We start from the raw sequence: 6833 nt of genomic DNA on the forward strand, positions 1-6833 counted from the left end.
AATAGCCAGAAAGATAGTTTACACTAACGAATATTTATTTCTTCCAATTCATCTGTTCCTAATTTCATAAATAAGACTTCTAAAGCTTCTGATGGGAAAGGATGTTCATGTACTAATATGCTGATTTTCAAGTGAGTCTCATCGACAGAAGCTAGACTCCATAAAAACCAGAATCTATTTTCAGGCTCAAACCAATAGAGCCAGTTTTCAAGTATCCAATCATCATCGGAAAAAGAATCAATAAAATATTTTGGTAAAATAGAAAGCCAACTATCCAAATCAGGCCACTTAGGGAATGTATTATTATTAATCAATAATAATATTTTTTTTGCTTCGCTCAAGATAACCGCACCACAACCTGGACGACAAGTTGTGATATATTCAACGACGAAACCATTGTTTTTTTTAATGAGAGAAGATGAGGAAATTCTATTTTTTTCATCTTCTAAATTTATTTTCATTGATTCTAAATATGTCATAATACTCCTCCAGACCCTTGTATAATATTTTCCAATAATTCATCAATCTGCTCTGGTCTTAACCCATATTGATCTGGCGTTTGTTTATCAACCCTTAATGGTCTGCTTCGATCTGCTTTGTTTTTCGATTTGCCTAATTCTCTTTCAGTTATGGACGTTTCCCGTAATTTATCTAGGAATGATTGTTTAACCTCAAAAGTTTTAACTTGTTTATCAGCTATACCACGAAACTCACCCGCTCTTTCTTTACTACCAAAATTCAAAAACAACATTCTTGTTCTGTCAGGAATGGAAATATTTCCCAACTCATCAATAAAAATTCTTTGACTTTCTATAACATCAGTTTCGACACGATAAACAGTCGATGTTTCCCCGCATGATAACCCAAACGGATCTATCCAGCTCAACGAATTCGGCGCATATTGGTACGGATTTATCCCACCTAATAGCCCTATCGGGTCCTGGCTGATATACGCCGCAGTCTGCGGATCATAATACCGATAACGGTTGTAATGTAAACCCGTCTCTTTGTCGTAATACTGCCCCTGGAATCGCAGCGGGTTCTCGACGACATTGGCGCGTTGTAGGCCAGGCTCGCCCCAGACGCCGTGCTGCTGATGCCAGACCAACCGGCCCTGTACGTCGATCAGCCTTATCGGTGCGCCGTTTGGGTCGCATTCATACCAGTAACTGGTTCGGTCAGCCGTTTCCTCGGCCATCAGCGCTAACGGCTGATAACTGCCTGGCAGGTAAACATACTCCCTGACGGCAAGCAGTAGCCGCTTGATCTGCTGTTTGCGCTGGTGCGGGGCCTGGAGATCATACACTGATGCCGATTCAGGCAACGGGGTTTCAGCCTGGGCTTCGGCTATCAGGTGGTGACCCTGCCAGAAAAATACCCGGCTGCCTTCCAACCCCCGTTTGGTGACACGCCTTCCCAGGCCATCGTACCCGTAGTGGGTCACCGTATCCTGCTGGTGTACCTGGATGAGCTGATTCTCCACATCCCAAACCAGATCCTGTCGACTTGCAAGCCGAGGGCGTTACGTACCAACGTCCAGCGTTGCCCGACAGGGTTGCTTACCCCGACAAGCTGCTCTTCGGTGTCATAGTAATAACGAACTTCATGGCCGTCTGGCGTAACGCAACGCGATAGCATCCCGGTGCCACAGTATTCCAGGCGGGTTTCCCGGCCACTGTCATCCTGATACAGCACAGGCCGGTCTTCGCGATCTCAACTGATACGCAGGGCCATCAACCCCTGGCGCTATCGTGGGGTATGTTCCCAATGGTGGCTACGCCAATCCGGCACCGGCAATTAATTTAAAAGGGCGTTGACTGGAGAAAGCAGGATTTATAAGAGGCTCGCCGATTATCGTAACTCTTGCTAACGGCCATCTGGTAATAACCCCGCTGCCACGGAAATCACTGCTCAATAATATGATTCAGAAGATTGCGCATTTACCGGAAGCATCGCAACGGCAACTCCAAGAGATTATTGACGGCTTGATGGTTCAAGAACAGCTGGAAGGGTATCAGTGGGGGAGTAAATAATGGAATACATTATTATCAATGGGCTGGAATTAACCACAGAGCAAGCCTGGGCACTGGCACAGTTTTTTAAGCGAGTTAGCTGGAATGAGATGCGCGTTAATGCCAGGAATGACAATGAGTACTATTCAATGTGTGATGCTATTAATCAGCTACGCAAGACGTTAGCCGAACAGGGCTATGCAGCGCGTTAATTGGAATGAGCTTGCTGACACAGAGCAGCCTTGCCGGGCAAACGCTGACGATCAGCGTGATGTCTGGTCAGGTGGTGATGCTCGCTCAACAAGATAATATGTTGGCGTAGCCATAATAAAAAAGCCGGAAATATCCAAAGAGGAGCTTTCCGGCTTGAGTTTCACTTTATATATACATCACACCCTTGGAATGTTAGAGATCTTAGTTCTATTTTCACACTCCATGCATTACCATTAAAATTTAATTGTATAATATCATCTTCTTGGGAAAATTCTAAAAAACAAAAATCAACACATTGCCAATTTATAACATCTATTTTACTTAAGAACTGGCCAATCAGTTTAATTACAATGATATTATAATCTTCCCCCCATACCCCCCACTTATTTATTTCTATCGCAGGCTTCTGAGTAACATGTATATTTATAGATGCTCGATCTGCTAGATCCAAACCCAATTGACCTAACAATACTGGCTCTTGCAGACCTTTAGGGAAAAGTTGCTCTAAAAATTTGTTATGTATGCAATTTATAAAATTCATTTAGCTATTCCCTAAAAATTATAATGCCCATGAGTTCCTGGGAACCAACCAGTATCTAGATTATCTATCGGCCTAACATTGAAGTGTGGCTCAGCACCATGCATTGGAGTGGCTTTTATATGTCCAAGGCTATGCTCTTGAATAACAACCGGGACCCCCTTACTATTTATAAAATGATATTCTCTAACTTCAATTGGGATGCCGTCAGGTGTTCGCATATAATCACCATAGCCGTCTCCTAATTTAACTTTAGTTATATCTGAGGGATGTTGTGTCATTGGTATATCAGCATCTCTTTTAGCCTGCCTTAATGCATCTCTACGACTTGAACCTTCATAAGTCGTCTTTTTATTTGGACCGCATGCCGTTAACCCCAGAGGGTCAATATAAGTCAGCGGGTTTTTAGCGTACGCATATAAATTTAATCCCCCCGCCAGCCCTATCGGGTCCTGACTGATATACGCCGCTGTCTGCGGATCATAATACCGATAACGGTTGTAATGTAAACCCGTCTCTTCGTCGTAATACTGCCCCTGGAATCGCAGCGGGTTCTCGACGGCATTGGCGCGTTGTAGGCCAGGTTCGCCCCAGACGCCGTGCTGCTGATGCCAGACCAACCGGCCCTGTACGTCGATCAGCCTTATCGGTGCGCCGTTTGGGTCGCATTCATACCAGTAACTGGTTCGGTCAGCCGTTTCCTCGGCCATCAGCGCTAACGGCTGATAACTGCCCGGTAGGTAAACATACTCCCTGACGGCAGGCAGTAGCCGCTTGATCTGCTGTTTGCGCTGGTGCGGGGCTTGGAGATCATACACTGATGCCGATTCAGGCAACGGGGTTTCAGCCTGGGCTTCGGCTATCAGGTGGTGACCCTGCCAGAAAAATACCCGGCTGCCTTCCGGCCCCCGTTTGGTGACACGCCTTCCCAGGCCATCGTACCCGTAGTGGGTCACCGTATCCTGCTGGTGTACCTGGATGAGCTGATTCTCCACATCCCAAACCAGGTCCTGTCGACTTGCTGGTAAGGTCAGGTTCCTGCGCTGGCGCAGGTTGCCCGCCCGATCATAAACATAACGGGTCGTCCCGCGTTTCCCCTCCCGGAACCAACCGCCGGGTGCTTCGCTGACCGCTCTGACGGTGGTCGCCATGTGGTTGCCTGCGGCGTCGGTGATAAAGTGCAAAACATGGCCATCAGGTTGTGTTGCCGCCAGCAGTTTCCCCATGGGGTCATACGTGAAGTGGCTGGAGCCGTCCAGGCTGTCCTGCCGTTCGGTGAGATTACCGTCACTGTCCCAGCGGTACTGGGTATTGAACAGCGCATGCTCACCGTGCATCAACGCTTGTGACGTCAACCGGTGGTGAGCGTCATAATGAAACTCCTTTACCAGCGAGTCACTCAGCCCCTGCCGGGCCAACCGGCCACAGGCATCCCACCCGAACGTGACCGGTTCATCCTGATTCAACTGAAGTTGTACCGGTTGCCCCAGGGCATTGTAGCCCCAACTGACCTGATGACCGGCGCTGCTGGCTCTTTGGAGGTACTGGCCCAAGGCGTTATAACGGTGCTCCAGCCGGAAACCATCCTGGATTTCCGCCCGGACACGCCCGGCGGCATCGTATTCCCATGACAATGTGCGATGCAGATTGTCGCATTGTGTCAATAATCCACGCCGGTCATAACGATACCGCGTTAAGGGAATGTCGCCAGTCTCGGGCAGTTTCTCCGTCAAGGCGCCATCCTGATTGTAGCGATAGCGCAACACTTGACCGAGCGGGTCGGTGCGCCTGGTCAGCAGACCATCGGGAGAATAGGCGTAATGGGTGCTTTGCCCCCAGTAATCGCGCTCTTCCACAATCAATCCGAGGGCGTTACGTACCAGCGTCCAGCGTTGCCCGGCAGGGTTGCTTACCCCGACAAGCTGCTCTTCGGTGTCATAGTAATAACGAACTTCATGGCCGTCTGGCGTAACGCAACGCGACAGCATCCCGGTGCCACAGTATTCCAGGCGGGTTTCCCGGCCACTGTCATCCTGATACAGCACAGGCCGGTCTTCGCGATCCCAACTGATACGCAGGGCCATCAACCCCTGGCGCTGCTGTGCTATCAAGCGATTTTTCCGGTCGTGGAAAGAACGGGTGACAACGCCGTTACTGTCCGTTGCAGTGATGAGATTCCCCATCCCGTCATGCTCAAATTGCTGGGGTGTAACACCCGGCGAGGTAAAGGTGCGGACAAACCCGAAGGCATCATAACGGGCATGCAGGCCTGGCAGATCCGCCGTACGGCTTTCCGTCAACTGGCCGTAGTCATCGTAACGGTAGTGCTTTTCGAGGCCGGTCGGGTCGGTTGCCTTCAGCAGGTTGCCTTGGCCATCATACTCATATTGCCAGACTGACCCCTCGCCGTCAGTCCGGTGAGTCAACCGACCTGCCGGATCACGGACGAAGGTGTCACGGTTGCCGGAAGGGGCAATTTCTGCGGTCAGATGACCACAATCATCATATTCCCACTGCCACACTGTGCCGGAGGAGAGAGACACCTGGATGGGAAGGCCGCTCACGTTATACAGGAAGGTGGTGATGTGGCCTTGCGGGTCAGTTTCGCTGACCGGCAGGCCATCACTGCTGAAACGGATACGGGAGGTGTTTCCGAGAGAATCGGTGACCTCGGTTTCATTGAGAAGGTCATGCCAGACAAAACGGTAGTCATACAGCCCCTGGTCGCCCCAGGCACGCACAACACGCCATTGCTGATCGTAATCGTAATAAAACGACAGCCCGAGCCGGTCAGTATGGGCGGTCATATAACCCTGTTGGTAGCGATAATGCCGTGGGCATCCTTCCGCATCGATTTCTTGGCTCAGGTAACCTGTCTGGTCGTATTCGTAGCGGGTTAGCGAGCGGTAACGCTTTTCATATGGGTCAAGAAAGGCTAGGGCATGCAACCTCCCCTGGGCGGTTTCGGCGTGTGCCTCCCGGCCCGTGGGGCCACGGTGAGTGACTTCCCGGATGCAGACGAGTTCCCCTTGGTCACGGATAAACTGCCAGCCATTGCCTGCGCCATCACTGAGAGTACTGATGGGGTATTCCTGACGCGAGGCCGCAAAGGTGGACGGTGTGGTGAAGTGGTGACGAACCTCATCATCATCATCGCTGACTGTCCAAGTGACGGTCCCGCCGTGATGCTCCGTATACCAGAGACGGCCCGCCGGAAAAACGGATACTGCCTGCGCTTCGCCGGGAAGAACCGGTAATTCGGCGAACACACTCAGTCCCTTAGCAGAACGGAAAAAACCGACGCTTTCGTCAGCATGCCAACTGAGGGTGGCGTCTGCCGGAGTCTGCCAACCTGGCCCGCACACCCCCGATGCTTCTTCGTCGGATGAACGGTAAACGCGCGTCCATGCCAGGGGGAAGCGTCCCGCCAGGGTGAAATCCTGGTGCTGTACATAAACGCTGCCGTCACGGATATCTACGGGCTCGGCACGGAGCACATTACATTTCCAGAACCCCGAATCCATATTTTTAAAAAGTTTTTGTCGGGCTGCCTTGAATTTATCCATCCCCTTTTTGTAGAGGTTGCTTTTTTTAAAGCGTTTAAAACCTTTAAAAAAGGCTTTCATCCCCAGTGCGACCCAGTTGACGGTCAACGGGCCGCCAACAATGACATTATTGGGGATGGCGATGTTAAAGGTCAGGGGCATTTCCAGCGATTTGGGTTTGATTTTAAAGGGTTTGCGTACGCGAAACGGCGGAAACATCCCCACCGCATTGCAACTCAGGGCCGGGACACCGATGCGGCTGAACGGCTCACCATCGGCAGACACGGTTTGGCTGCCCATGAACAGTTCATCATCCCCCATGGGGCCCATGGGGAACCCCTGCGGAGGCAACCACGCTCCGGCGACGGGGATATGCAGGCATTTCCCGCCAGTGCCTGCAGTGGTGCGCCTGCGTCCGTTCACATCAATACTGCCACCGATAATAGGCAGGTAATCGATGACATCGAAGACAAGACCGATATGCGGCGTCGGTACGGGAACCGGGGTGTAGTGGATCACAAAATC

At 50.8% G+C, this 6833-nt stretch carries 5 protein-coding genes and 1 pseudogene; 1 reads left to right on the top strand and 5 read right to left on the bottom strand.

What is annotated here, in order from left to right:
* Positions 1-23: 23 nt before the first annotated feature.
* The 3 genes and pseudogenes from IV04_RS05190 to IV04_RS26005 all read right to left on the bottom strand — a co-directional run.
* Entirely contained in the window at positions 24-479 is a 456-nt protein-coding gene (locus IV04_RS05190; protein WP_037396147.1) for a hypothetical protein, read from the bottom strand.
* Entirely contained in the window at positions 476-1483 is a 1008-nt protein-coding gene (locus tag IV04_RS05195) for an RHS repeat domain-containing protein (protein ID WP_051916680.1), read from the bottom strand. Before IV04_RS05195 ends, IV04_RS05190 begins: the two co-directional genes overlap by 4 nt.
* Positions 1441-1701: pseudogene (locus IV04_RS26005) on the bottom strand (hypothetical protein); the annotation flags it as partial. The pseudogene IV04_RS26005 and the gene IV04_RS05195, both read right to left, overlap by 43 nt.
* A gap of 331 nt (positions 1702-2032) precedes the next feature.
* Here IV04_RS26005 and IV04_RS05200 point away from each other — a divergent pair.
* A complete protein-coding gene (locus IV04_RS05200) occupies positions 2033-2224 on the top strand; it encodes a hypothetical protein (RefSeq protein ID WP_037396145.1) in 192 nt (63 codons plus the stop codon).
* A gap of 161 nt (positions 2225-2385) precedes the next feature.
* On the opposite strand, the gene IV04_RS05205 is transcribed toward IV04_RS05200, so the two are convergent.
* Both IV04_RS05205 and IV04_RS05210 read right to left on the bottom strand, forming a co-directional pair.
* Positions 2386-2766 (bottom strand): hypothetical protein, encoded by a 381-nt coding sequence (locus IV04_RS05205; protein ID WP_037396150.1) that lies wholly within the window; start codon positions 2764-2766, stop codon positions 2386-2388.
* 11 nt (positions 2767-2777) lie between these two features.
* Positions 2778-6833, bottom strand: a 4056-nt coding sequence (locus IV04_RS05210; RefSeq protein WP_152562807.1) for an RHS repeat-associated core domain-containing protein, incomplete at its 5' end; no start/stop codon positions are given.

Origin of the sequence: Serratia sp. Ag1, from assembly GCF_000743355.1 — a bacterium.
In the GTDB taxonomy this organism is placed as follows: domain Bacteria; phylum Pseudomonadota; class Gammaproteobacteria; order Enterobacterales; family Enterobacteriaceae; genus Chania.